Here is a 25,627-nt window from a genome sequence, read left to right on the forward strand (position 1 = left end):
GTTCCCCGCAGGGCGAATCCACCTGCGTAGGCGCGCCTCACTCGACGCCCCGTCGCCCGGCAGCTGCGCCGTCGTCGGTGCCCGAGGCCGGCGCATCACGCGTCAACACGTCCAGCGTGAACCCGTCGTCGCTGCGCGTCTCGACGACGGCACCGACGGCCGCGGCGCGTTCGCGCAGACCCGTGAGCCCGTTACCGTCGCCGGCGTTCGCAGCAGCGCCACGACCGTCGTCGCGCACACTCAGACGCGTCGGGGAGAGAGCGATCGTCACGTGCGAGGCGCCCGCGTGGCGGATGACGTTCGTCGTCGCCTCGCGCACGGCCCAGGCGAACAGTTCACGCAGGTCGGGGGAGACGTCGTCGACGTGGCGGGGCAGGTCGACGGCGATACTGGCGTCGGCGAATGCCCTTCTCGCCCGGGCGAGTTCGCCCGACAGCGACATCTCGCGATACCCCGAGACGGTCGTGCGCACGTCGGCCAATGCCCCGCGCGCCAGCTGCTCGAGCTCCGCGATCTGCGTCTTCGCCTTCTCGGGATCGACGTCGACGAGCTTGCCCGCGAGCTCCGCCTTCATCGTGATGACGGTGAGCGAATGACCGAGGATGTCGTGCAGATCGCGCGCCATCCGGTTGCGCTCGTCCTGCACGCGCAGCAGCGCTGCATCCTCGCGGGCCGCTTCCGCGTCGCGTGTGCGTTCGGCCGAGAACGCGCCGAGCCCGGAGGCCAGCCCCGACGCCACGGCCGCGAACAGCAGGCCCGGCTGCAGCGACGAACCGGTGAGCGCGTGGCTGAGCGACGCCGTCGCCGTGACGACGCTGAGCGCGAGCGCCGCGCCGAGCAGCGGCGTCATCCCGAGCATGAAGATGACGAGCGAATACGGCAACAGTGCGAAGGCGTCCTGGCCGATGAGGGGCGCTGCGCTCAGCATGCAGGCGGCGACGACGAGCGCCGACGTCGCGACGACGGCCTGCGTCGAGCGGGTGCGCGGGGTGCCGCTCCAGAGCCGACGCATCGTCGCCGCGATGACGGGGACATAGACGGCCGCGCCCGCAAGCAGCAGCAGGGCGCCGGCGGTGCGGCGGCCGCCGTCGGCGATGTTCTCCGTGACGGGTTGCACGAGGAAGATCAGCCAGAACACGACCCAGAACCAGGCGAGCATGCCGCGGGTGCGCGCGCGCCGGGCGCCGACGTTGCGGGTGCGGGCCTGCTCTCGAGGCCAGGCCAGGGCGGGTCGTCGCGGGCTCACGTGGCCCAACCTATCCGGGTCGCACGGGCCTGGTGGCGGATCGTGCACGCCGCCGTGCTGGCCGGCAGAGTCTCGATCCGGCACCGGGCGTCGGGGTACGCGTTGCTCACACGCGCGCCGTGTCGCGACGGAAGCTCCAGGCGGCGCCACCGATGAACAGCAGGCCCCACGCGACGAGGTTGAGCGCCCACACGAGGTGGAAGCTGCCGTGACCGCCCGACGTCGTGAGCGACAGCGGCCACTGGGCGAGCTTGCCGATGCCGTACATCGGCGTGAACTGGGCGAAGTGATCGAACGTCGAGCCGTCCTTGATCGGGAAGAAGATGCCGCCGAGCATCGACATGATGGCCATGAGCCCACCGAGCATCTGCATGACGGAATCACTCGGCAGCAGGTATCCGAGCAGCAACCCGAGCGCCGCGAACACGAGCGAACCCGCGACGATGACGGCGCCCGCCTCGAGCCACGACAGCACGTCGGCGTGCGCCTTGCCCGAACCGAGACCGGCCGCGAACGTCACGCTGACGGCGATGAGCGCCATGACGATCGCGGCGATCATCTTTATGACGATGTACGCGACCGGTTGCAGAGGCGTCAGGCGCAACTGCCGGGACCACCCCGCCGCGCGCTCGATCGAGACGCTCGCGCCGGCGCTGGTGGCCGCCATGATCGCGCCGTACAGCGCCATGTTCACCATGAGATAAGCGTTGACGTTCGCGACCACACCGTTGCCGATCACCTGATCGCCCTCGGAGATCGAACTCGCGACGAAGAAGAACATCGCGATGGGGAAGATGAGCGTGAAGATCAAGCTGCGCCTGTTGCGCAGCACCCGCCTCAGCTCCAGGCCCATGACGCGGGCGTTGAGGCCGCTGCCTCGCGGCGCTCGACGCTCCGACGGGTCGAGGGGCGCGCCGTCGAGACGCGGGGTGAAGGTGCTCGTCGTGGTGGACATGGCAGACCTGCTTTCGAGAGGGGCGCTCGTCCTCTGCGTGCAAATGCACCCGGGTGCATCTGCACGCAGAGAACAGGGTGCCGACGTGGTCGGGATGGGGAGCGAGAGGTGAAGTGAGGAAGCGCGAGAGAGGGTGAGAACCCGAAGGGGTGAGGGGGAAAGGCCGTCAGCGGGACACGGTGGCGCGCGCTTCGGACGGCGAGGTCAGCTCGACGAAGGCGTCCTCGATGCCGCGCGAGGTGATGTCGAGGCTGTGCGCCGTTGTGCGCGTGAGGAGTTCGCGTGCGACGGCGTCGCTGTCACTCGTGTGGACGACGATCTGGTCGCCGTGGACGTCGACGCCCGAGACGCCCTCGATCGCCTCGACGAGGGCGATGTCCGCGTCGGGCCAGGTCGCGCTCACGCGTCGGCCACCGCCCGCTGCGCGGATGTCGCTGCTCGAGCCGTCGGCGACGATCTCGCCGTCCCGCATGACGACGACGCGGTCGGCCCACGCGTCGGCCTCCTCGAGGTAGTGGGTGGCGAACAGGATCGTTCGGCCGCGCGCGGCGTCGGCATGGATGGCCTCCCAGAAGGCCCGGCGGGCGTTGACGTCCATGCCTGTCGTCGGTTCGTCGAGCACGATGAGCGCGGGGTCGGGCACGAGCGCCATCGCGAACCGCACGCGCTGCTGTTCGCCCCCGGAGCACTTGCCGAGGCGCCGGTCGGCGAGGTCGGTGATGCCGGCGGTGGCGAGGACGTCGTCGACGGGCCGGGCGTCGGGGAACAAGGCGGCGACGTACTCGACGCTCTCGCGCACCGTCAGATCCTTGAGCAGTCCGCCGGTCTGCATGACGGCGGCGACGAGGCCACGCGCGACGGCCGCGTGCGGCGTCATGCCGAAGACGGTGACGTTGCCCGTCGTCGGTTCGCTCAGGCCGAGGATCATGTCGATCGTCGTCGTCTTGCCCGCGCCGTTGGGGCCGAGGAACGCGACGACCTCGCCGGGCGCGATCTCGAGGTCGACCCCACGGACGGCCTCGACGCGCCCGTGCTTGCCGGGGAAGGTCTTCGTCACGCCGGTGAGGGTGATGGCTGCGTTGTTCATGCCTCCAGCCTCGTCGCGGTGGGCGGAGCGGGCCTCGGGCGGACGTCACGACCGCGCCATGACAAGTGTCACGAGTCGACGCTGCGGCGGCGGCCGGCCGTCAGTATCGGCGGTTCAGGGGTCACGCTTCACCGCGAGATCGCGCGTGACAGAGTGAAGGCATGCCCAGTCCGCCGACGAAACCGACGCGTAGCCCTGTGACGAAGGCGGGCGCGGGCACCGCTGTCGGCTGGATGAGTGTTGCCGCCGTCATCACGATCCTCGTGACGCGCGGCTACCTGCTCGCGACGGGTTACCCGCAGGTTGGCGGCGAGATCTTCCACATCGCACACGCCGTGTGGGGTGGGTTGCTGCTCATGATCGCGTTGACGGTCGTGCTGTCCCTGGCCAATCGGTGGGCGACGGCGTTCGCCTCGATCGCGGGTGGCATCGGCATCGGGTTGTTCGTCGACGAGATCGGCAAGTTCATCACGAAGGACAACGACTACTTCTTCCCTCTCGCCGCGCCCCTGTGCTACGCGATTCTCGCGGCGCTCGGGGTGGCCGCGATGCGGGTGGGCTCGCAACGGCCGCCCCACGCTCGCAATCACCTCTACGCCGCGCTCGAACTCATGAAACCGGCGGCTGACGGGCCGCTCACGCGCAGCCAGGTCGAGACGATCGAGGGTCACCTCGACGCCGTCAGGCGCGACGAGCCGACGGGGCAGGAGCGCGCCATCGCCGAGGGGCTGGCGCAGGCTCTCGACGTGGCGCGAAGCCAGGCCGTCCCCGATGACGAGCGTCGCGTCGGGCGGATGATGGAGCGTCTCGACGCGGTCGAGGAGCGGCTGCTGCCGCCGAGCCGTCAGCGCAAGCTGAGCCGTCTCGCGCTGGGCGTGCTCGCTGTCGTCGGTGTCTTCGCCGGTCCGGGCGTGTTCGTCTACTCGCTGTGGCAGGCCTACGGCCCGGACGCCGTCAGCGGCCACAACAGTCTCCTCGGCGACCACCCGGGCAAGGTCGCGTGGACGGCCGCGAGCGTCGCCGCGCTCATCGGCACCGTCGCCGCGTTCTTCGCCTGGCGAGCGGTGAAACGACTCGGTGACGACAGCAGCAGCCTCGCCGACGGCGCCCGCTGGGGCATCGCGGCGCTGTAGCTCATGCTCGGCGGCGTCAATCTGCTCAACGCCTACTTCAACCAGTTCCTCGTCTTCATCAATGCCTGCCTCGAGGCGGGTGTCGTCGGGCTGCTCGCCCGCGTGAAGAGCCGCGCCGACAAAGCCGCGAAGACGTTGGGGCACGACCACTCCTGACGGCGGCCGAACTCCGTGGTCGCGCGCTTGCACGCACGAACGGAGACGGCCGGGCGCACTTGCCCGGCGCGCCCGCGGGCCGACGGTGTCAGCCCTGGGACGGCTCGCGTTCGCCGACCGGCTGGCGCGCGAACCACGCCGCGAGGATGGCGCCCGAGACGTTGTGCCACACCGAGAACACCGCCGACGGCAGCGCGGCCAGCGGCGAGAAGTGCACCTTGGCCAGCGTCGCGGCGAGGCCGGAGTTCTGCATGCCGACCTCGAACGCGAGCGCGCGGCGCGCCTTCACGTCGAGCCCGGCGAACCGGGCCGCGATGTAGCCGAGCAGCAGCCCGAAACCGTTGTGCAGCACGACGGCGAGGAAGACGATGCCGCCAACCTTCGCGAGCTTTCCGGCGCTGCCCGCCACGACGATCGCGACGATCCACGCGATGACGAACGCGCTGATCCACGGCAGCGCGGGCGCGATGGCGCGTATGCCCTTGTCACGGATGATGAGCCTGACGACGACGCCGAGCACGATCGGCACGAGCACCGTCTTGACGATGTCGACCATCATCGACCCCGCATCGACGTGCAGGTACGACCCGGCGAGGAACGCCGTCAGCAGGGGTGTGACGATGGGTGCGACGAGCGTCGAGACCGTCGCGACGGAGACGCCGAGGGCGACGTCTCCCTTCGACAGGAACGTCATGACGTTCGACGCCGTCCCGCTCGGCGCGCAGCCGACGAGAATGAGCCCGACGGCGAGCTCGGGGGAGAGGTTGAGTGCGTGCGCGATGATCCAGCCCGCTCCCGGCATGATGACGTAGTGCGCGGCCAGCCCGATGAGCACGGCCCACGGGCGGCGCAGGACGGCGGCGAAATCGCGCGGCGTCAGCGTCAGCCCCATCGTGAACATGACGACGCCGAGCAGGTACGGCACCCACGACGCGTGTGACGTGAACGTCGACGGGCTGTTGTACCCCCACAACCCGGCGATGACGACGACGATCGGCAGCACCGTCACCGCGATCATGGCGGCGCGACGCTGCGCGGGCGTCTCGACGGCGTCGGCGCCGCTCGTCGAGTGGGTGGTCGCTGAGTCGGTGGTCACCGAGTCGGTGGTCGCGGGAGTGGGGTGCTGCTCGTTCGTCACATTCGTCAGAGTAGAGGCGGGCGCCGACAGCAGTTGGCGATGTTCACGCAGCGGGTCCAGCCGTGCCGACGGTGCGAGGTGGGAGGTGCGCGAAAAGCGTTGCCGCCGGGGCCCGCTCAGAGCATCGTGGCTGCGGCGGGGTCGCTCGCATGCGTAGAAGCGACGCCGGGCAACATCGAGAACCGAACTAAACTGGCGTCACCATGACGTCCCACACCGCCGCGCCCGTTGACACGCCCACCTCGAAACTTGTCGCCCCGCTCGGTGGGCGACGCGCCTGGGCGATCTGGACCGCGGCGGTGAGCGTCTACGTCCTCGCCGTGTTCCACCGCACGTCGCTCGGCGTCGCGGGCATCCTCGCGGCGCAGCGCTTCGGGATCTCGAGCGGACAACTCGCGACGTTCGCGATGGTGCAGTTGCTCGTCTACGCCGTCATGCAGGTGCCCGTCGGCGCGATGCTCGACCAGTTCGGTTCGAAGAAGCTGCTGGCCGCCGGAACGCTGACGATGACGCTCGGGCAGGCGTGGTTCGCGTTCGCGTCGACGTTCGCGCAGGGCATCTGCGCGCGCGTCCTCGTCGGCATGGGCGACGCGATGATCTTCGTGTGCGTCCTGCGCATCGCGGCGTTGTGGTTTCCGGTGCGACGCGCGCCGATGGTCACGCAGATCACCGGGTTCGCCGGCCAGCTCGGCTCACTCCTCGCGGCAGGCCCACTCGCCGTCAGCCTGCACAGCCTGGGGTGGCGCACGACGTACCTCGGCGCGGCGGCGTTCGGCGTCGTCCTCGGCGTCGTCATGTGGTTCGTCGTCATCGACTCGCCGACGCACGACGAGCGCCGCGACTCGATCCGCCTGCGCGCCGTCGGGCAGACACTCGCGCAGGTGTGGCGCGAGCCCGGCACGAAGCTCGGCCTGTGGGCGCACTTCACCGCGCAGTTCTCGATGAATGTGTTCATGCTGCTGTGGGGTTTCCCGTTCCTGACGAAGGGGCAGGGCCTGTCCGAGGGTGCCGCCAGCACGCTGCTCAGCATCATGGTCGTGACGATCATCGTCACGAGCCCACTCATGGGCACGTTCACCGCCCGCTTCCCGCACCGACGCTCCGTCGCCGTGTTCGCCGTCGTTCTCACCGTCATCACGCTGTGGACGATCGTGCTGCTGTGGCCCGGCCGTGCACCGTTGTGGTTGCTCGTGCTCCTGTGCATCGCAATGGCGTTCGGCGGACCAGGCTCGATGGTCGGCTTCGACGTCGCCCGCTCGTTCAACCCCGCCGCACGCATCGGCAGCGCCAACGGCATCGTCAACGTCGGCGGCTACGTCGCGTCCGTGACGTGCATCGTCCTCATCGGCCTCGTGCTCGACCACGTCGCCCCCGGCGGCCCGGCGACGTACGACGTCGAGGCGTTCCGCAAGGCGATGAGTGTGCAGTACCTCGTGTGGGCACTGGGCCTGGCGATGATGTGGCACTACCGCCGCCGCACCCACGACGTCGTCCTCGCCGACGACGACTACGCGCACCTGCGAGCGGGCGTCTCCCGCCGCCGCACCGAGCGCGCCGGGGCGGCCGAACACCGAGGTGCTACCCGCGCGTAAGCCCCTCCGCCGTCGCGAGCCTGTGCCAGGGTGGCGGAATGAACGAGTTGAGCAAGGGAGCCAACGCGCCCCTCGGCGGCACCCGCCTCGCCATCACGGTCGTCGGCACCCAGCCGGGCACGGTCGACCTCATGGTGCTGCAACTGACCGCAGACGGGGTCGTGCGCACCGACGACGACTTCGTCTTCTACAACCAGCCCCGCTCACCCGAGGGCGCGGTGCGTCTCGATGGTGGTGACATCACCGTCGACCTGTCCGCGCTCCCGCCGCAGATCGAACGTCTCGCCGTCGCCGTCGCGATGGATGACGCGGCGCCGGGCTCGCTCGCCTCGTCCCCGCAGCTCGCCGTCACGATCGACGCGCACGGTGAGCAGTACGCCGTCACCGCAACCGGATTCACGAGCGAGCGCGCGGCGGTGCTCGTCGAGATCTACCTGCGAGGCGGCGCCTGGAAGGTGCGCAACGTCTCCGCAGGATGGGACGGCGGGCTGCCCGCGCTCCTGCGCGAGCACGGCGTGAGCGTCGAGAACGACACGCCTCAGACGCCCCTCGCGGCCGCCTCGACAGCTGGACCGCTCCCCGCCACGCCTCCTGTGGCTGCGCCTCCTGTTGCTGCGCCGCCTGCCGCTGCGCCGATGCCGTCGTCGAGCGGCCCGGTCGATCTCGGCAAACGCACGGGGGCGATCAGCCTGACGAAGGGGCAGCGTGTCTCGATCGAGAAGTCGCCCGTCATCACGGCTCGCATCGAGTGGCCGGCCGCCACCGACTACGACGTCTTCGCTCTCGTGCGCTACGCCGACGGCCACGACGAGACGGTCGCGACGTTCGGGACCAAGGAGCAGCCCCATGCCACGCAGCGCTCCTCGGACGGCGCCGTCACGCATCTCGGCGACGTCGGACGAGCACGGACGGCACGCACCGGTGGGGGACTGTTCGGCCGCAAGAAGCAGAGCCCGCCTGCGCCGATGACGAGTGAGACGATCGAGATCCGTCTCAACCCGAAGGTCGTGGCGGTGCTGCCCGTCGTGTACTCGGCGCAATCGAACGGCACGGGGTCGTTTCGCCGCTACCAGGTGTCCATGTCGATCGACAACGGCGCCGGCACGAGTGTCCGCATCGACGCGAGCAACGCGAGCGATCACGACAACATCTACACCTGCGTTCCGGGGATCGTCGTCAACAGCCCCGACGGGGTGATCGTCGACTCGCTCGAGTTGTACTCCGCGCCGACCTCGGAACTGCGCCCCGTCCTCGACGACCACCTCACCGTGCACATGGACGCCGGGGGGCTCAACCTCTACAAGTGAGAGTGGAGCGCTCGCTCAGCTGGGCGACACGTCGAGTCAGCTCGCGGGGGTGGCGTCGCACTTGCTGCCAAGCTGCGTCATCGCAGCCTTGACACGGCCGTAGGCGTCGGCGTTCTTCGTCGGCGTCGCGAGTTCGATGACGTGCCCGGCGAGGTTGACGTGCGTCGGCTGGTAGGTGAGCTGCTGCGTCACCTTGCCGTCGTCACCCTTCGTCAGCTTCACGTCGACGATCATGCCGTCCTGCGTCGACGGTTTGAGGCTCGAATTGACGCTCGGACCCTGGTTGCTCAGGAAGTTGCCCATGCCGTAGACGACGTACTTGCCGTTGATCTTCTCGCACGACTGCGGCACGTGGACATGCGTGCCGAGGATCGTGTCGACGTCGTCGCTCGCGAGCAGTTTCGCTGCGAGTTCGCGTTGCTCGGTGGAGGCCGGGATGCTGTACTCCTTGCCCCAGTGCATGCTGAGGACGACGACGTCCGCGCCCGCAGCCTTCGCCTTCTTCGCGTCGGCCAGGATGCCCTCGGCCTTGACGACGGGGAACTGCCAATACTTGAGCCAGGGCCATTCGGGCGGCACGACGGTGTTCGAGGCGTCCGCGTTTCCGGTCGTGTACGAGTACGCGAGCTGCGCGACCTTGACGCCCTTGACGTCGTACATCACGGCGCTCTGGCCGGTGCTCGGCGTCGGCGTCGGGCCCTGGTTCTTCAGACCCGCGTCGTCGAGCGATTTCTTCGTCTCGCCGACGCCCTGGATGCCGCGGTCGATGACGTGGTTGCCGACGCGGTCACAGCCGTCGAACCCGGCACGCTTCAACGATCCGGCGACCTCGTGCGGGACATTGAAGCTGAGCGTCGCGGGGATGGAAAGGTTCGTGTTCGTCGTCGACAGCGGCGTCTCCATGTGGCAGATCGCGAGATCGAGCGCACTGATCGGCTTGGTGACGTTGGCGAACATCGGGTCGAAGTCGTAGCCCTTCGCGCCCTTCGCCGCCGCATTGTGCGCGGCGTCGTCGCGCACGGGCACGTGGACGAGGATGTCGCCCGAACCACCGATGTCGATGCTCTTGCCGGCCGCGAGGCCCGGCGCGTTCGACGAGCCGGGTTGCGCCGACGACGCGCCCGAGGCGCCCTGAGAACCGCTGGCCCCTGACGCCTTGGACGACCCGGCGCCTGACGACCCGCTGCTCTTCGATCCGTCGTCGTTCGATGAGCATGCCGCCGCGCTCAACGTCATGGCCACCGCGAGCATTGTCGCGGCCTTCCGCATGCCGTGGTTCCTCGCCCCCTGGTTCATGTGCCAACGATAGACGGGGTATTGACCGCCGCAGCAGCAATTGAAGGCGTTCCGGTGACGCAGCACTCTCGTGCCCCCGCAGGTCGCGCAGACCCGCCTGCGCCCCTGCGATTCATGTCCACATCGGCGATCTACGTCCACATTCGCGCAGGTTGGTTGACGCTGCCGAAACCACGTCGGATCTCATCTCGCATCGTCAACCCTGCCCAAGAGCCAGAACACGCCGCAGCCCCCGTCCGAACTCGGACGGGGGCTGCGGCGTCGCTGAGCGTGACGCTCAGGGGTGGGTCACTTCGTCGGCTTCTCGGCCTGGGAGTCGCCGGGTGCCTTGTCGATGGAGCGCTCGGTCTCGTGGGCGTCGTGGCCCGGCATCGCCCAGCGCGCCGTCGTCATGCCCTCGGCCTTGGCGCGCTCGAGCGCTTCCTCGACGGTCTTCTGCGCGGCCGCGGCGTCGACCCAGTGCGAACCCTCTTCGACGGACTTGCCCGGCTCGAGCGCCTTGTACGTCTCGAAGAAGTGCGACATCTCCTTGAGCGTGAAGTCGGAGACGTCCTTGATGTCCGTCACGTGGTCCTGACGCGGGTCGCCCGCGGGGATGCACAGGATCTTGTCGTCGCCGCCGGCCTCGTCGACCATGCGGAAGACACCGATGGCGCGGGCGCGCACGACGCAGCCGGGGAACGTCGGCTCGTCGATGAGCAGCAGCGCGTCCAGCGGGTCGCCGTCCTCACCGAGGGTGTCCTCGATGTAGCCGTAGTCGGCCGGGTAGTGCATCGCGGTGAACAGGATGCGGTCGAGGCGGATGCGGCCCGTCTCGTGGTCGACCTCGTACTTGTTGCGTGTGCCGCGCGGGATCTCGATGGTGACGTCGAACTCCATGGTTCGTGCCCTCCGGATAGCTGGTGTAATGGTCGTTCCTTAGTGTTCCGTACCGGGGCGCGGATGAAAAACTCGTCATCGACGTGCGATGGCGCGGCAGCAGGACGCGATTAAGGTGGTGCCCCGATGAAGAAGCGGACGTGGGCCGTCAGCGGTGCGCTCGTGGCGGCGCTCGCGGGGTACGGCGCGCTCGATGCGTACGACGTGGTGCCCGGCGTCCTGACGCTCGCGCCGACGAACACCCCCAAGGCCGTGACGGTCGAGGGCAAGACGTATGAGCCGTTGCAGAAGGCCGCGTCGGCGTCGTTGCCGTCGGCGAGCGTCGGGGCCGCGCCGAGCGCGAACGAGGTGAAGAAGTCGGTCGAGGCGTCGCTGAAGAACCCGTGGTTCGGTTCGCCGACGGCGGTGACGGTACGCGATGCGTCGACGGGAACTGTTCTCTACGAACACGATTCGAGCAAGGCGACGACGCCGGCGTCGGTGACGAAGCTCGCGAGTGCCTTCGCGATCGCCCATAGCGAACTCGACCTCGACAAGGGGCTGACGACGCGGGCGACGCTCGAGGGCAGCACCCTCGAGCTCGTCGCCGGCGGTGACATGACCCTCGCCGAGGGGGTGGGCGATGCGACGAAGGTCGCCGGCCGCGCAGGCCTCGGCGACCTCGCGGCGCAGAGCGCGGCGGCGCTGAAGAAGCAGGGCGTCACGAAGGTCACCGTCGACACGAACACCTCCTACGCGCCCGGGCCGAACAAGGCGAAGGGGTGGGAGGACGCGCTGTTCGGCTACGGTTTCACGGCGCGCATCACGACCTTGGCGCTCGCCTCCGAGCGCGCCGACAACCGCACCCCGGCCGTCGCCGACCCGACGAAGGACGCCGCGCAGGCATTCGTCAAGGAGCTCGGCAAGCGCGGTATCACGGCGACGTACGGCAAGAACGTGACGAAGCCGGCGGCGGGGCAGCAGCTCGGGTCGGTGACGTCGGCGCCGGTGCTCGACCTGCTCGGGCTCGCCTTGCAGGATTCGGACAACTCGATGGTTGAGTCCCTCGCCCGTCAGGCTGCGGCGCTCGACGGCGTGCACGGCGATTCGGCCGCGGGGGGCACGTGGGTGACGTCGGTGCTCAAGCGTGAGGGCGTCGACGTCAGCGGCGTCAAGCTCGTCGACACGAGCGGTTTGTCGTCGGGCACGACGCTGCCGGTGCGGGTGCTCGGCGACGTGCTGACGCGCGCATCGACGGGCAAGGATGCGACGTATGCGCGCGTCATCGAGCGGTTGCCGGTCTCGGCGTGGAACGGCACCCTGCACGATCGATACATGCGCGCCGAGTCGCAGGACGGCGCCGGTCTCGTGCGGGCGAAGACCGGGTCGTTGCCTGACGCGTCATCGCTGGCGGGCCTGGCGACGACGAAGAGCGGCCACCCCCTTGTGTTCGCGGTGACGACGAACGGCACGTTCTCCGACGGCGCCATCGGCGCCAAGACGGCCGTTGATCACCTCGTCACCGAGTTGACGAAGCTGCCCTGAACTCAGCACGTGTTGACGCTCGGCAGCATGCGTTGTCGAATCGCCGGCTGTCGCGTCGCCGCTCATGTTGACCGTGGATTCAGGCTGCCAGAACGGACGCACCGCTCAGGCGCTTCGGCGCAGTTCGTGCTCGACGGCTCGGCGGCTCGGCGGATTCAAGCCGAGACCGACCGATCGTCAGCTCGAGCGGCGCTCCTGACCTCTTCGAGCAGCTCGGGTGGGAAGCGGACCGGAACGGGTGTGCTCAGCCGTTCCCTTCCGCCGACGAGGCGCGCCTTGGGGCTGCTGGTTGGCTGCGTCGGCATAGAAGTCGTATTCCTGCTGCGCGCTCATGGGTTCAGACGTCATGACGGTCCTTCCGGTAGGTCGCGGCCAACGCTGACGAGGCGACGTAGCACCCGATGGGGCGGCACCTCGACGGGTCGCCCGAACGAGATGGCGCCAGCGCCACCATGGGCGCCTCTCCGGTCACCTCGGCCATCATCGGCGCCGCCCTCGGCATCGGTCGCCAAGCCGCGCAGCAGTGCTTCGCCTCATAGGCGACGACCCTGACGCTCACAGTGACTTCGGCGGGGATCGTGCTCGCCGTTGGCCGCTGTTCTTGCTGCCACGGTGCAACAGCTCTCACCGAACAACCTCGACGTAGAGGTGCTCGTGACGGCGACGGACGTCGCCTCTCTACGGGATCTCACGCCCTACCGCTGGCCCGTCGACTGACCTCGGTGCGCGAACCGTTTTGGGCGTCACGCGATGGAGTCCGTCGAGGTGGCGGGCTCACATCGGCGACCTCGACTCCCGTCCGCTGCTCAGCTGGTTCCCGTTCGAGCAGATCGAGGAAGAAGCCACCGTCTCGCAGATCGTCGGGCGTCTGAAGTTCATCGACGGCGACGGTCCCGGCCTGCTCCGTCTCGAAGCCGAACTCGGCGCCCGCCCCGTCAAGACGACGGAGGTCTGAGCGTGCCGCCCCGTCGTGGGCTCTCGGACTCGACGCCGGGCGATTCGCGACCGTCAAGGGGCTGTCAGCGCCGCGCGGTAGCGTGAGCAGCATGGGTGAACCGAGCTACATCGACTGGCGTTTCGCCGCGACGACGGGCAAGAAACTGCATCGCGGCGGCCCGCGCCTCAGTGCCGCCGAAGCGAGCGACGCCGTCGCCGAACTGCGTGACGCCGCCTGCCGCGCCCACGATCCAGTCGCGCAGACGGCGCAGCTCGTCACGCCCGACGACATCGGCGCGGTGCGCGTCGTCGACCGCAGCGCGTGGGTCGACGTCAACATCGCCTCCCTCGACGGCATGATCGCGCCCGTCGTCGACAAGATCACCGCCAAACGCGCCGCCGGGCCGGTCGCGCGCGCCATCACCGCCAAGGTGAGCGGGGGAGAGATCGGCGGGCTCATGGCGTTCATGTCGAGCAAGGTGCTCGGTCAGTACGACATCGCACCCGGCGGCACGCCGTCGCTGCTGCTCGTGGCGCCCAACATCGTCCAGGTCGAACGCGAACTCGACGTCGACCCGCACGACTTCCGCCTCTGGGTGTGCCTGCACGAAGAGGCGCACCGCGTGCAGTTCACCGCCGTGCCCTGGCTACGCGAGCACGTCGTCAGCGCCGCCCGAGACCTGCTCGTCGACATGGCGCCGACGCCCGAGGAGATGGCGACGCGCGTCGGCGAGATCGCCAAACGTGTGCCCGAGGCGTTCAAGGAGGGCTCGATGGGGCTGAGCGACATCTTCGCCACCCCCGAACAACGCACGCGCATGGCCGACCTCGCCGCCGTCATGTCCCTGCTCGAAGGCCACGCCGACGTCGTCATGGACGACGTAGGCCCGCAGATCGTGCCGAGCGTCGAGACGATCCGCGCCCGCTTCGGCGACCGCCGCGCCGGTCTCGGCAACATCGACAAGCTGCTGCGACGCCTCATGGGCCTCGAGGCCAAGATGCGCCAGTACCGTGACGGCGCAGCGTTCGTGCGCGGCGTGCAGGAAAAGGTGGGAATCGACGGTTTCAACGCCGTCTGGGCCGCCCCCGAGAACCTGCCGACGCCCGCCGAGATCCAGCGCCCTCAGCTGTGGGTCGAACGCATCCACGGGTCGCTGTTCCGATGAGTGGCCCGCACCCCAGCGTCGCTCTGACGCGCCTCGCCGTCCGCACCGCGCTGCAGCGCACGTTCTCGAGTGATGCCGCGGGTGAGCGGCGCGTCGTCGCCGGCGTCAGCGGGGGAGCCGACTCCATGGCGCTCGCCGCGGCCCTCGCGTTCGAGGCGCCGAAGCAGGGCGTCGCGGTCGACGTCGTCATCGTCGACCACGGGCTGCAGGCGGGCTCGGCGGACGTCGCCGAACGCGCGCGCCGCGCCTGCGTCGACCAGCTCGGCTTCGCGGACGACGACGTGCGCACCGTCGCCGTCATCGTCGACGCGGACGCGCCGGAAGGGCTCGAAGCGGCGGCCCGCGCGGCCCGTCGTCGAGCGCTGTTCGACGTCGCGGACGCAGTGGGCGCGGCGCGCGCCGTACTCGCGCACACGGCCGACGACCAGGCCGAACAGGTGCTGCTCGGCCTCATGCGCGGCAGCGGCACCCGAGCGCTCGCCGGCATGCGCGCCGACCGTGCGCGCCTGCTGCGACCGTTCCTGCTCGGCCCCGAGATCGTGCCAGGTGGGCCGGTGCGGCGCGTCGACACCGAGCTCGCCTGCGAAGCGCTCGGCCTCGAACCATGGCACGACCCGCACAACGACGACCCGGCCTTCAGCCGGGTGCGCGCGCGCCACACCCTCGCGGCACTCGAACGTGAACTCGCGGCACCGACACTGCGCCGCAGCCTGTTCCGCACGGCAGCGGCCGCCGGCCGCGACGCCGACCTGCTCGACCGCCTCACCGACGAGGCGCTCGCGCGCTCCGCGGGCACCGATGACTCGCGCGCCTGGCCAGCGACGTGGAGCGTCGTAGCGCTGGTCGGGCTCGACCCTGCGCTGCGCATCCGTGCGCTGCGCCGGCTCCTGGTCCTGCACGGCGCCCGCGACGCCGAACTGTCGAGCGGGCACCTGTTCGACGTCGAACGGCTGCTCGTCGCCTGGTCGGGGCAGGGGCCGATCGATGTCCCGGGTAGCGTTGAGGTTCGACGCGTCGGGGGCGAGATGATCATCAGCCCACGCCGCAAGGGAGAATGACGTGGACGGCCGCCCGCGAGCACGCGTGGTGGCGAGCGCCGGCAAGACCGGCAGAGACGACGAGGAGCCGGTGATGGACTCTTCCCAGATGGGAAACGACCTCGAGAACGTGTTGTTCACCGAGGCACAGATTCACGCGAAGCTCGAAGAGCTCGCTGCGCAGATCTGGCATGACTACGAGGGCAAGGACGTGCTGCTCGTCGGCGTGCTCAAGGGCGCGATCCTCGTCATGGCCGACCTCATGCGAGCGCTGCCGGGCTCGGTGCCGATGGACTGGATGGCCGTCAGTTCCTACGGCTCGGGGACGAAGAGCTCCGGCGTCGTGCGCATCCTCAAGGATCTCGACGCCGACATCTCCGGCCGCCACGTCCTCATCGTCGAGGACATCATCGACTCCGGCCTGACGCTGAGCTGGATCCGCAGCAACCTCGAGTCGCGCAACCCCGCGTCGGTCGAGATCTGCACGCTGCTGCGCAAGCCGGAGGCTGCGAAGGTCGAGATCGACTGCAAGTACGTCGGATTCGACATCCCCAACTCCTTCGTCGTCGGCTACGGGCTCGACTTCGACGAGAAGTTCCGCAACCTGCGCGACATCGGCACGCTCGCGCCGCACGTGTACTCCTGATCGAGCGTCCTCGCGGCGCTGACGCCGGCGTCGCCACCGGCCGCGCCGGACGACGCACGGTTGCGCTGTGCGCGAACCCGCGGCGCAGCGGCGCGTTCAGTGGGTCACACTGTCCTATCGAGACGCATCTGCTGTCGTCGCGCGCAGGGAGCGGGAACATCGCCGCCGCGCCGCGCGTTGGCGGTTTGTTGACTGGCACTTCTTCGATGAGAGGGTCGGGGCTCGCCCCGCAAACAGATGAACGCTAAGAAAATCATGCGCACGCCGGGCCTGTACGTGGTCCTCGCGCTCGCCGTGGCGCTGCTGTTCTACATGTTCAGCAACATCGGCGGGTATTCGCGCATCGACACCTCGCAGGCCATTTCCCTCATCAACGCCGAAAAGGTCGAGAGTGCGAAGGTCACGCCCGACAGCGTCAGTCTGACGCTGAAGGACAAGCAGGACATCGGCAAGCTCAAGGACGTCAAGCGCGTCGAGGCCGACTACGTCGACGCGCGCGGCAAGCAGGTCGTCGACTCCCTGAGCGCGCACACGCCCCCGAAGGGATACACGGACGACCCGCAGCGTCAGGGCATCTTCGTCACCCTACTGATGAACATCCTGCCGATCCTGCTGCTCGTCGGTCTGTTCTGGTTCCTCATGAGCCAGGCCCAGGGCGGCGGTTCGAAGGTCATGCAGTTCGGCAAGTCGAAGGCGAAGCTGCACAGCAAGGACATGCCGACGACGAAGTTCAGCGACGTCGCGGGCGCCGACGAGGCAGTCGAGGAACTCAAGGAGATCAAGGACTTCCTCGCCGACCCCGAGAAGTACGAGAAGATCGGCGCCAAGATCCCCAAGGGCGTGCTGCTGTACGGCCCGCCCGGCACGGGCAAGACGCTGCTCGCACGCGCCGTCGCCGGCGAGGCGAACGTGCCGTTCTACACGATCTCAGGTTCTGACTTCGTCGAGATGTTCGTCGGTGTTGGTGCGAGCCGTGTGCGTGACCTGTTCGCGCAGGCCAAGGAGAACAGCCCCGCCATCATCTTCGTCGACGAGATCGACGCCGTCGGCCGCCACCGCGGCGCCGGCCTGGGCGGAGGCCACGACGAGCGTGAGCAGACGCTCAACCAGCTCCTCGTCGAGATGGACGGCTTCGACGACCGCACGCGCGTCATCCTGATCGCGGCGACCAACCGCCCCGACATCCTCGATCCGGCACTGCTGCGTCCCGGCCGTTTCGACCGTCAGATCGCGGTGGAGGCGCCCGACATGGGCGGCCGCCACCACATCCTGCAGGTGCACGCCCAGGGCAAGCCGATGGCGAAGGACGTCGACCTCATGTCGGTCGCGCGCCGCACACCGGGCTTCTCCGGCGCCGAGCTCGAGAACGTGCTCAACGAGGCTGCGCTGCTCACCGCGCGCACCAACGGCACGATCATCACGAACGAGGCCCTCGACGAGGCGATCGACCGCGTCATGGCCGGCCCGCAGAAGAAGTCGCGCCCGATGAGCGCGAAGGAGCGCAAGGTCACCGCGTACCACGAGGGTGGCCACGCCCTCGTCGCCGCGGCGATGAACAACACCGACCCGGTCAGCAAGATCACGATCCTGCCGCGCGGGCGCGCGCTGGGCTACACGATGGTGCTGCCGACCGACGACAAGTACTCGACGACGCGCAACGAACTGCTCGACCAGCTCGCGTACGCCCTCGGCGGCCGTGTCGCCGAAGAGATGGTGTTCCACGACCCGAGCACCGGTGCGAGCAACGACATCGAGAAGGCCACCGACATCGCCCGCAAGATGGTGACGCAGTTCGGCATGAGCGAGAACGTCGGCGCCGTGCACCTCGGCAACTCCGGCGGCGAGGTCTTCCTCGGCCGCGACATGGGCGGCAACAACCGCGAGTACTCCGAGCAGGTCGCCGCGATGGTCGACGTCGAGGTCCGCAAGCTCATCGAGGGCGCACACGACGAGGCCTGGCGCGCGCTCAACAACAACCGCGACATCCTCGACGCCCTCGTGCTCGAACTGCTCGAGAAGGAGACCCTCGACGCGCCGCGCCTGGCTGAGATCTTCTCCGCCGTGCGCAAGGAGCCGGTGCGTGAGGTGTGGCTCTCGAGCGAACAGCGCCACGTCAGCACGCGCGGCCCGGTCATGACGCCCGCCGAACAGCGCGCTATCGACCTCGGCAAGAACCCGCACGCCGATGAGCGTCCCGACGGCGAGATCAGCCTCTACCCGCCGCAGCCGCCGGCCGGCCCTGGCCTGCAGGGCCCCAGCGACGTCGGGCCTGGCCTGGGTGACTGAGCGCCGTGGCTGAGACGCACGACGTGGTCGGCGCCGAGGTCGACCTTGCGCGCCTCGAAGCGGCCGTCCGCGAGATCCTGCTCGCGGTCGGGGAGAACCCCGACCGCGAGGGGCTCGTCGAGACGCCCGCCCGCGTGGCACGCGCCTACGCGGAGATCTTCGCGGGCCTGCGACAGAACCCCGAGGACGTGCTCGTCAAGACGTTCGACGTCGACCACGAAGAGCTCATCCTCGTGCGCGACATCGAGGTCTACTCGACGTGTGAGCATCACCTGGTGCCGTTCCACGGCGTCGCGCACGTCGGGTACATCCCGTCCACGTCCGGCCGGGTGACGGGGCTGAGCAAGCTCGCGCGGCTCGTCGACGTGTTCGCGAAGCGCCCGCAGGTTCAGGAGCGGCTGACGACACAGATCGCCGACGCGCTCGTCGAACACCTCGACGCGCAGGGCGTCATCGTCGTCATCGAAGCCGAGCACCTGTGCATGTCGATGCGTGGCATCCGCAAGCCGGGCGCGCGCACGATCACCTCGGCCGTCCGCGGCCAACTGCGCAACCCCGCGACCCGCGCCGAGGCGATGAGCCTCGTCATGGGCAAGTGACGCACTCGTCGGAGGAACGCATGAGTGAGATGCGCACGGATCGTTCGTCTCCAGGTGATTCGAACGGCAATGCGCTCGACGGTTCGTCGCCGCGTGCGGATGGACCGGTGCGGCGTCCGCTCGTCATGGCAGTCGTCAACGTCACGCCCGACTCGTTCAGCGACGGCGGACGCTGGTTCGACGCGGCCGCCGCGGTCGAGCACGGCCTGCAGCTGGTGGCGCAGGGCGCCGACATCCTCGACGTCGGCGGCGAGTCGACCCGTCCGGGAGCCCAGCGTCCCAGCGCTGACGAGGAGGCCCGACGCGTCATCCCCGTCGTGCGTGAACTGGCCGCCGCGGGTGCGCGCGTGAGTGTCGACACGATGCGCGCGAGTGTCGCCGAGGCCGCCGTCGCTGCCGGAGCGGACATCATCAACGACGTCAGCGGCGCGCTCGCCGACCCAGCGATGCGCGACGTCGCCTCCGCGAGTGACGCGACGTTCGTCGCGATGCACTGGCGCGGGCACTCCGTCGACATGCAGCAGCACACCGCGTACGACGACATCGTCACGGATGTGTGTCGCGAGCTGGCCGAGTCCGTGGCCGCGCTGCGGGAGGCCGGCGTCCGCGACGGCAGGCTCGTCGTCGACCCCGGCTTCGGGTTCGCGAAGACGGCCGAGCAGAACTGGGAACTGCTCGCGCGCATGGGCGAGTTCGACGTCGACGGGCTGCCGGTGCTGTGGGGCACGTCGCGCAAGAGTTTTCTCGGCGTCGCAGGGCGGACGCCGCAGCTCATCGCGGACGGCGCGTCCGTCCCGCCCGCCGCGCGCGACGCCGCGACGGCGGCGACCAGCGTCCTCGCCGCGCAGCACGACGCATGGGGGGTGCGCGTGCATGACGTCCCGTCGACGCTCGCAGCGCTCGACGTCGTCGCCACGGCGCGCAGGGCCGTGGCGCCTCGGTCGTCCGGGGAGCGAGTGAGCGGAGGTATGCCCCGATGAGTGACCGAATCACCCTCACCGGCCTCGCCGTGACGGCGTGCCATGGCGTGCTCGACTTCGAGAAGCGCATCCCCCAGCCGTTCGTGCTCGACATCAGCCTCGACGCCGACCTGGGCCCCGCGGGCCGCAGCGACGATCTCGAGGCGTCGCTGTCGTACGCCGACGTCGCCGCGCGCGCCGTCGAGGTGTGCTCCGGCGAGCCGGTCGATCTCATCGAGACGCTCGCCGAGCGCGTCGCCGACGCCTGCCTCGCGTGGGAGATCGTCGAGGCGGTCGACGTCACCGTCCACAAGCCGCACGCTCCCGCAGGTGTCGCGTTCACCCCGTCGACCGGGGTGTTGGCAGGCCCGTCGGTGAGCGTTCGCCGCGAGCAGCGCCGCCGCGTCGTCATCGCGATGGGCACGAACCTCGGACGGCGGGTCGCGACGTTGCGCGCGGCGCTCGACTCGCTGCGGGCGCTCGAGGGGTTCGAGGTGACCCAGGTGTCGCCCCTCGTCGAGACCGACCCCGTCGGGGGCGTCGCGCAGCCCGACTACCTCAACGCCGTCGTGGTCGGCGTCACCCGCCTCGCGCCGGGGCATCTCATCCGCGAGCTGCATCGCATCGAAGCCGATCACGGCCGCGTCCGCGGTGAGCGCTGGGGCGCGCGCACCCTCGACCTCGACGTCGTGACGCTCGGCGAGGCCGGTCGCGAGGACGAGATCGTGCTCGCCGACGAGCGCGACGGGGTGCAGGCCGGCGCGGCGGACGCGTCATGGTCGCCCCTCGCCCTGCCGCACCCGCGGGCTCATGAGCGCGCGTTCGTGCTCGTCCCGTGGGCCCAGGCGGCGCCGTGGATGGCGGTGCGCACCCCTGACGGCGTCCTGCCGCTGCTCGACGCCGTGCAGCGCGTCGATGCGTCCGGGGTGCGCCGCGGCCCGTCGTGGGACGACGACGACCACATCGACCTCGAGGAAGGCCTGACATGAAGCCCGTCCGACCGGTCACCGCCGTCGTCGCGGGGCTGCTCGTCGCGCTCATCAGCGGCGGCCTCCTGCAGCTGATGCGCAACAGTGGGCGCGCCGTGCCGCAGCACTCGTGGTGGGAGGTGCTCGTCGTCCTCGCGGCGTGTGGGCTGCTCGTCGCAGGCGGATGGCGCATCCGCGACGAGGTGCGCGCCCGCACGAAGGCGAAGAAGGAAGCGGACGCCGCGCGCCGCGCCGGGTCCGACGAGAGCGAGATCCGCGCGGCCGCCGCAGCCATCGTCCAGGGGCGCGAGACGGTGGCGCCCGACACGGCCCGACGTATCGTCGTGCTCTCGCAGACGGCCGCCATCGGTGGCGGCATCCTCGCCGGATGGTATGCGGGGCAGGCCGTCACCCAGCTCGCGCGCCTCAGCGTGCCGTCCGTCCGTTCGGCCGTGCTGCTGCTCGGGGTGCTTGTCGTCAGCTCCGTCGTGCTCAGCGTGCTGGGGTTCGTCGTGCAGCGTTGGTGCACGATTCCCGACGACGAACGCTGACGCGCAAGCCCGCTTCCTTGCAGGCTGGATCGGTGGACGGCTGCACGCGTCGACCGTGAACCGCGCAGGTGGTCAAGAGTTCGCGGCCGCTTCACAGCCGGGCGCATGACGATGGGGCCCGTTCGTGGTGAACGGGCCCCATCGTCATGCGGGGCGCGGGTGCTGAGGCCCGCCGGCTGGCGTCAGTTCTCTCGACGTCCGGCGAACGCCGCGCCACCGATGGCGACGACACCCGCCGCAGCGAGGCCGATGCCGGCGAGGTTCATCGAGTCGTGACCGACGTAGTCGGTCTCGACCTTCGGGCCCTGACCGCCGCCCGTCGTGTGCGACGGCGACGGCATCGCCGTGGAGCTGGCCGTGCTCGTGGACGGCGCCGTCGGGCTGGTGCTCGTCGTGGGGCTCGTCGACGTGGTGGTCGAGCTCGACGACGTCGGGCTGGTCGAGGTGGACGTCGACGTCGACGTGCTCGTCGACGGGGCAGCATTACCGACCTTGATCGTCGCGATCGTCGTGTTGGCGCCCGCTGCCGGTGCGCAGCTGATGTTGAGGATGAAGCCCGAATCCGTCGTCTGGTTCGAGGTGAAGCTGCCGGCCTTGACATCGACCGTGCCCGCCGCAGCCGGGGCCGTCTCTGCCTGGCCGGTGCCCTCCGCGTTCGTCACGACGCCGCCGCTCGCGGGCACCGAGACCTGGGGGATCGTCAGGTCGACAGAGCGGGCGGTGCCGCCGAACGTGTACGCCGCTGCCGCCGTACCCCTGATGGTCTTCACGCCGAGGCCACGCAGTTGGTCTGCGGCGTCCTTGCCCGTCGTCACCTTCGCCGTGATCTTCGGGGCGGGGATCGCCGCGCCCGGTGCCACATTGGTGGGCACAGCTGCGGTCATCGTCACGGTCCACGGGTCCGTGAAGGTTCGCTCGAGGCCCTGGTTCGTCAATTGGCACTTGTAGTTGATGGACGAGGTCGCAGCGGACGCAGTGCTCGCCGTGGTGGCCATGCCGATGAGGGCAGCTCCGCCGACGAGGCTGAGGGCGCCAACCGATGCAAGACCGCGGCGGGTGCGAGAGGCGGGGCGAACTGAGTGCTTGCTCATGGAAAACAACTCCTGAGGGTCGAAACAGGGGGTCGACGGGCGCAGGCCCTACCTGAGCGTAACCCCATGTGACGTGACACACATCGCTTTTGCAGCAGCCCACCTACGGAAGCGTAGGTTTTCTCGGTGCGCGAGACGAGGGCCGCGCGATCCGGCGTGGCTCGGACGAACGATGGGGCGGTGTCGCTGCCTGGCGCTAAGGCCGGGCCCGTACCGTGCGCAAGGGCTGCATCTACTTGTCGATATCTGATTGATAAATGAGACCCACCTCGCTGCGCCAAGGCCGGCATGCTCCGCAAGCTCCGACGTCGGCCTCAGCTCCGCTCGGCGGGACTCATTTGTCTATGTCCCCGACCACAAAGAACATCGACCCCAGGATCGCCACCATGTCGGCCAAGAGTTGCCCCCTCATCACCTCGCCGAGGCACGCCATGTTGTTGAACGACGCCGAACGCAACTTCAACCGCCACGGCGTCTTCTCACCCCGCGACACGATGTAATACCCGTTGAAACCGAGCGGGTTCTCCGTCGCCACATACCCATCGCCCTCAGGCACCTTCAGCACCTTCGGCAACTTCACGTTCACCGGCCCCGGCGGCAAGCTCTGCAACACCTCGATGCAGGCGTCCGCGAGATCGAGCGACACATGCGTCTGATCGAGCAACACCTCGAGACGAGCCAGCGAATCACCCTCGGAGCGCGTGATGACGCGCCCCGGCCCGCCCGGAGCGAACAGCTCTCCGTAGGCGAGATATGGGTCGTCGCGGCGCAGGTCGACGTCGACGCCCGACGCGCGCGCGATCGGCCCGGTGATGCCGTACTGCTCGACCATCTCGCGAGAAACGACGCCAACGCCCTTCGTCCGCGCATTCAAGATCGGATTACCGACGATGAAGCTCTCGATCTCCGGCATGCGTGAACGCACGAGAGAAACGGCCGCCGCGGCGCGATCGAGCCACCCGGCCGGAATGTCGTCGCGCAGGCCGCCGACGCGGTTGAACATGTAATGCAGGCGGCCGCCCGCGATTTCCTCCATGACGCCCTGCAGCTCTTCGCGCTCACGGAACACGTAGAACATCGGCGTGATGGCGCCCAATTCGAGTGGATACGAACCGAGGAACATGAGGTGATTGAGCACGCGATTCAATTCGGAGAGCAGCGTCCGCGTCCACGTCGCGCGCTCAGGCACCTCCATGCCCAGCATCTTCTCGACGGCGAGGGCCACGCCGATCTCACTGCTGAACGCCGATAGCCAGTCGTGACGGTTCGCGAGCACGAGGATCTGACGGTAGTCGCGCACCTCGAACAACTTCTCCGCGCCGCGGTGCATGTACCCGACGATCGGCTCGCACTTCGTGATGCGCTCACCGTCGAGCGTGATGCGTAGGCGCAGCACGCCATGTGTCGCCGGATGCTGCGGGCCGATGTTGAGCACCATGTCCGACGTCGCGAGCCCACCCGCGCCCATGCCGACGGTGAGTTCACGCGGGGACGACGCAGGAGACGACATGCCCCCAGTTTGCCAAACGCGACGACGCCCGCCGCGGCGCCGCGCCCTGATGGAGTGGGGCACGTGGGCGGCGAGGCGTGACGACGTGGCAGACGACGACGTGGCGAGGTGACCTGGGGGCCGTGGTGGCCGTGGTGGCCGAGTTGCGGCTGAGGACTGACGTCGCGAGTAGCGCCGGGGCCATCATGGCGGGGCCGTGCGCGGCGCGTCGGTATATCGGCGTGGTGGGGAGCCTCGGGCGCGTGCGCCCAGTGCGGTGCGCGAACGTCGGGTGGGGGCTGAAACTCCACCATGCGGGCTTTCGGCTCTCAGCGCGGTCCTTCAGGGCTGTAATCGCGCATGGCGGCGTTTCGGCTCCGAGGTGCGCAACCCCGGTGGGTTGCGCACCTCGTGTCGATTCCGGGCCGAGGGGCCGAGGCGACAGCGTCGTGCGGCCATAGGCCCTCAGCGGCTCAGCGCGTGACGCACTCTTCGTCGCGCGTGGGGCGGACGTCGTCGAGCCAGCGTTCGATCTCGGCGTCGTGCTCGGCCGCGACGACGGGGCCGAAGCTCTCCGCGTGACGCGACTCGTCGAGACGCACGAGCACGACACCGCCGACGATGAACGCGCCGCCGACGACCTGGACGAGCGTCGGGGCCTCGCCGACGAACATCCACGCGAAGGCGACGGCGAACAGCACCTCGAGCAGCGAGATGAACGACGCGACCGTCGTGCCGAGTGCGCGGGCGGCGTAGATGCCCGTCGCGTAGGCGAGGGCCGCAGCGATGAGCGCGAGGCCGAGCACCGGCACCCAGAACGGCATCTGCGAACCGGCGAACGTGACGTCGGCGGTGCTCACCGAGACCGGCTGCACGCCGAGTGCGCACATCGCGAGCAGGATGACGGCGCCGACGCTCATGCCGCCACCGGCGAGTGCGATCGGGGGCAGCTCCGACTCCTCGTCGCCCGCGATGACGAAGTACACCGTCAGGCACAGCGCGGCGCCCAGCGCCCACGCGATGCCGATGGGGTCGACGCTGAAACCGTTGAACACGTCGAGCACGAACAGCAGCCCGACGATGGCCGCAGCCGTCCCGGCGATCGTCAAGCGCCGCGGCGTGCGGCCGTAGCGCGCCCACGCCCAGCCGACGAGCAGCATCGGCGCGAGGTACTCGATGAGCAGTGCGACACCGACGCTGACGTGCGTGACGGCGTTGAAGTAGAACAGCTGGCAGCCGGCGACGCCGAAGATGCCGTAGAGCACGATCGGCTTGATGTTGTCGCGCAGCACGTGCCAGCGCCCACTCAGCGCCATCGCCGTCGGGATGGCGAGCGCGAGCGCTGCGATGCTGATGCGGGCCGCGACGGCCGTGACGGGCGTCCACCCGGAGCCGAGCAGTGCCTTCGCGAACGAACCGGACGTGCCGAACGCCGCACACGAGACAATGGCGATGATGAGGCCCATGCTCGTGTGGGACATCGCGCCGGATCGGCCCGCGCGCCTGCGGGTGGCGACGGGGATGGGCTCGATGTCGTGTGCGATCTGGCTGGGAGCCATGGGGGAACACCTCCAACTCTCGTGTAA

Annotated in this window: 22 protein-coding genes and 1 pseudogene; 14 read left to right on the forward strand and 9 right to left on the reverse strand. The window is 69.4% G+C overall.

Annotation, left to right across the window (positions count from 1 at the left end):
* Nucleotides 1–37: 37 nt before the first annotated feature.
* The 3 genes from AC1RS9_RS05930 to AC1RS9_RS05940 all read right to left on the reverse strand — a co-directional run bounded on the left by AC1RS9_RS05930 (nucleotide 38) and on the right by AC1RS9_RS05940 (nucleotide 3,288).
* Nucleotides 38–1,246, reverse strand: a complete 1,209-nt coding sequence (locus AC1RS9_RS05930; RefSeq protein WP_006943976.1) for a sensor histidine kinase — start codon at nucleotides 1,244–1,246, stop codon at nucleotides 38–40.
* Nucleotides 1,247–1,352: 106 nt separating this feature from the next.
* Complete coding sequence (locus AC1RS9_RS05935; RefSeq protein WP_074040176.1) at nucleotides 1,353–2,201, reverse strand: ABC transporter permease; 849 nt, start codon at nucleotides 2,199–2,201, stop codon at nucleotides 1,353–1,355.
* A gap of 166 nt (nucleotides 2,202–2,367) precedes the next feature.
* Nucleotides 2,368–3,288, reverse strand: coding sequence for an ABC transporter ATP-binding protein (locus AC1RS9_RS05940; RefSeq protein ID WP_062256031.1), 921 nt, complete (start codon nucleotides 3,286–3,288; stop codon nucleotides 2,368–2,370).
* A 161-nt stretch (nucleotides 3,289–3,449) separates the two neighbouring features.
* Here AC1RS9_RS05940 and AC1RS9_RS05945 point away from each other — a divergent pair, with 161 nt between their 5' ends.
* Together AC1RS9_RS05945 and AC1RS9_RS05950 are read left to right on the forward strand one after the other, a co-directional pair.
* Entirely contained in the window at nucleotides 3,450–4,421 is a 972-nt protein-coding gene (locus tag AC1RS9_RS05945; RefSeq protein WP_143181503.1) for a hypothetical protein, read from the forward strand.
* 3 nt (nucleotides 4,422–4,424) lie between these two features.
* Nucleotides 4,425–4,577: a hypothetical protein gene (locus AC1RS9_RS05950; RefSeq protein ID WP_171969913.1), complete on the forward strand. Its 153-nt coding sequence runs from the start codon at nucleotides 4,425–4,427 to the stop codon at nucleotides 4,575–4,577.
* Nucleotides 4,578–4,665: 88 nt separating this feature from the next.
* Here AC1RS9_RS05950 and AC1RS9_RS05955 read toward each other — a convergent pair whose 3' ends face one another.
* A complete protein-coding gene (locus AC1RS9_RS05955; protein WP_253184159.1) occupies nucleotides 4,666–5,595 on the reverse strand; it encodes a bile acid:sodium symporter family protein in 930 nt (309 codons plus the stop codon).
* Nucleotides 5,596–5,918: 323 nt separating this feature from the next.
* On the opposite strand from AC1RS9_RS05955, the gene AC1RS9_RS05960 reads away from it, so the two are divergent.
* Together AC1RS9_RS05960 and AC1RS9_RS05965 are read left to right on the forward strand one after the other, a co-directional pair.
* Nucleotides 5,919–7,307 (forward strand): MFS transporter, encoded by a 1,389-nt coding sequence (locus AC1RS9_RS05960; RefSeq protein WP_131941699.1) that lies wholly within the window; start codon nucleotides 5,919–5,921, stop codon nucleotides 7,305–7,307.
* 38 nt (nucleotides 7,308–7,345) lie between these two features.
* Nucleotides 7,346–8,614: a TerD family protein gene (locus tag AC1RS9_RS05965; protein WP_131941697.1), complete on the forward strand. Its 1,269-nt coding sequence runs from the start codon at nucleotides 7,346–7,348 to the stop codon at nucleotides 8,612–8,614.
* 36 nt (nucleotides 8,615–8,650) lie between these two features.
* On the opposite strand, the gene AC1RS9_RS05970 is transcribed toward AC1RS9_RS05965, so the two are convergent.
* Both AC1RS9_RS05970 and AC1RS9_RS05975 read right to left on the reverse strand, forming a co-directional pair.
* Nucleotides 8,651–9,883, reverse strand: coding sequence for a CapA family protein (locus tag AC1RS9_RS05970; RefSeq protein WP_492920818.1), 1,233 nt, complete (start codon nucleotides 9,881–9,883; stop codon nucleotides 8,651–8,653).
* Between the two features lie 315 nt (nucleotides 9,884–10,198).
* The gene (locus AC1RS9_RS05975; RefSeq protein WP_006943947.1) at nucleotides 10,199–10,789 is read right to left on the reverse strand and encodes an inorganic diphosphatase; all 591 of its coding nucleotides are present in this window, start codon (nucleotides 10,787–10,789) and stop codon (nucleotides 10,199–10,201) included.
* A gap of 126 nt (nucleotides 10,790–10,915) precedes the next feature.
* Here AC1RS9_RS05975 and dacB point away from each other — a divergent pair, with 126 nt between their 5' ends.
* From dacB to AC1RS9_RS06025, 10 genes and pseudogenes are all read left to right on the forward strand, one after another.
* Nucleotides 10,916–12,313, forward strand: a complete 1,398-nt coding sequence (dacB, locus tag AC1RS9_RS05980; RefSeq protein ID WP_131941693.1) for a D-alanyl-D-alanine carboxypeptidase/D-alanyl-D-alanine endopeptidase — start codon at nucleotides 10,916–10,918, stop codon at nucleotides 12,311–12,313.
* A gap of 781 nt (nucleotides 12,314–13,094) precedes the next feature.
* Nucleotides 13,095–13,268 (forward strand): annotated as a pseudogene (locus AC1RS9_RS05985) (ferritin); the annotation flags it as partial.
* A 91-nt stretch (nucleotides 13,269–13,359) separates the two neighbouring features.
* A complete protein-coding gene (locus tag AC1RS9_RS05990) occupies nucleotides 13,360–14,415 on the forward strand; it encodes a zinc-dependent metalloprotease (protein ID WP_062256020.1) in 1,056 nt (351 codons plus the stop codon).
* Entirely contained in the window at nucleotides 14,412–15,473 is a 1,062-nt protein-coding gene (gene tilS / locus AC1RS9_RS05995) for a tRNA lysidine(34) synthetase TilS (protein WP_312295457.1), read from the forward strand. The genes AC1RS9_RS05990 and tilS overlap by 4 nt, the downstream gene beginning before the upstream one ends.
* Nucleotides 15,474–15,546: 73 nt before the next feature.
* Complete coding sequence (hpt, locus tag AC1RS9_RS06000; protein WP_144694260.1) at nucleotides 15,547–16,098, forward strand: hypoxanthine phosphoribosyltransferase; 552 nt, start codon at nucleotides 15,547–15,549, stop codon at nucleotides 16,096–16,098.
* Between the two features lie 237 nt (nucleotides 16,099–16,335).
* Entirely contained in the window at nucleotides 16,336–18,384 is a 2,049-nt protein-coding gene (ftsH, locus tag AC1RS9_RS06005) for an ATP-dependent zinc metalloprotease FtsH (RefSeq protein ID WP_006944042.1), read from the forward strand.
* Nucleotides 18,385–18,389: 5 nt separating this feature from the next.
* On the forward strand, nucleotides 18,390–18,983 hold the full coding sequence (gene folE / locus AC1RS9_RS06010) for a GTP cyclohydrolase I FolE (RefSeq protein WP_006944026.1): 594 nt from the start codon (nucleotides 18,390–18,392) through the stop codon (nucleotides 18,981–18,983).
* Between the two features lie 29 nt (nucleotides 18,984–19,012).
* Entirely contained in the window at nucleotides 19,013–19,963 is a 951-nt protein-coding gene (gene folP, locus AC1RS9_RS06015) for a dihydropteroate synthase (protein ID WP_390614072.1), read from the forward strand.
* Nucleotides 19,960–20,931, forward strand: a complete 972-nt coding sequence (folK, locus tag AC1RS9_RS06020) for a 2-amino-4-hydroxy-6-hydroxymethyldihydropteridine diphosphokinase (RefSeq protein WP_115296955.1) — start codon at nucleotides 19,960–19,962, stop codon at nucleotides 20,929–20,931. The genes folP and folK overlap by 4 nt, the downstream gene beginning before the upstream one ends.
* Complete coding sequence (locus AC1RS9_RS06025) at nucleotides 20,928–21,461, forward strand: DUF3180 domain-containing protein (protein WP_313490220.1); 534 nt, start codon at nucleotides 20,928–20,930, stop codon at nucleotides 21,459–21,461. The genes folK and AC1RS9_RS06025 overlap by 4 nt, the downstream gene beginning before the upstream one ends.
* A 182-nt stretch (nucleotides 21,462–21,643) precedes the next feature.
* Here the strand turns inward: AC1RS9_RS06025 and AC1RS9_RS06030 are convergent, their stop codons facing one another.
* The 3 genes from AC1RS9_RS06030 to AC1RS9_RS06040 form a co-directional block, all read right to left on the reverse strand.
* Nucleotides 21,644–22,552, reverse strand: a complete 909-nt coding sequence (locus tag AC1RS9_RS06030) for a DUF6801 domain-containing protein (protein WP_156444878.1) — start codon at nucleotides 22,550–22,552, stop codon at nucleotides 21,644–21,646.
* Between the two features lie 334 nt (nucleotides 22,553–22,886).
* A complete protein-coding gene (locus tag AC1RS9_RS06035) occupies nucleotides 22,887–24,062 on the reverse strand; it encodes an NADH-quinone oxidoreductase subunit D (RefSeq protein WP_062256011.1) in 1,176 nt (391 codons plus the stop codon).
* A gap of 452 nt (nucleotides 24,063–24,514) precedes the next feature.
* On the reverse strand, nucleotides 24,515–25,600 hold the full coding sequence (locus AC1RS9_RS06040; RefSeq protein ID WP_006943939.1) for an EamA family transporter: 1,086 nt from the start codon (nucleotides 25,598–25,600) through the stop codon (nucleotides 24,515–24,517).
* Between the last annotated feature and the right edge of the window lie 27 nt (nucleotides 25,601–25,627).

The sequence above is a fragment of the Dermacoccus sp. MPR-E5 genome (genome assembly GCF_058809565.1).